This window comes from Cupriavidus sp. SIMBA_020, assembly GCF_046535395.1.
In the GTDB taxonomy this organism is placed as follows: Bacteria; Pseudomonadota; Gammaproteobacteria; order Burkholderiales; family Burkholderiaceae; genus Cupriavidus; species Cupriavidus campinensis.
The window spans coordinates 1-322 of the sequence record NZ_JAWRWU010000256.1; the positions used below are offsets into that span (position 1 = coordinate 1).

The 322-nt window shown below is 66.5% G+C and carries 1 pseudogene; it reads right to left on the bottom strand.

Going from position 1 to position 322, the window contains the following annotated elements:
• Positions 1-322: pseudogene (locus tag SB751_RS29085) on the bottom strand (hypothetical protein); the annotation flags it as partial.

Here is a 322-nt window from a genome sequence, read left to right on the forward strand (position 1 = left end):
CATCGTCCAGCCGCGCGGCGCCCGCGGAATCGATATCGAAAGCGATGCCCAGCGCGCCGGCCACGCCGGGATCCTCGATGGGCAACTCCCACGTCAGGAAAACCTGCGACAAGTCGCGGCTCGCCGGGAAGTCGGCCTCGTCGAACATGCTGGAACCCCGCGGCACCACGCCATGAGGCTGGCAGGTGTCGAACAGCACGGCGGTGCCGCGCCGCAGTGCAATACGCTGGCCGGTGCCGGGGTAGATCAGATCCAGCCCCTTGTCTTCGCTGATGAACAGATTGCAGAAGGCCACGCTGCCGTACTGCATGCCGTCGTGGTG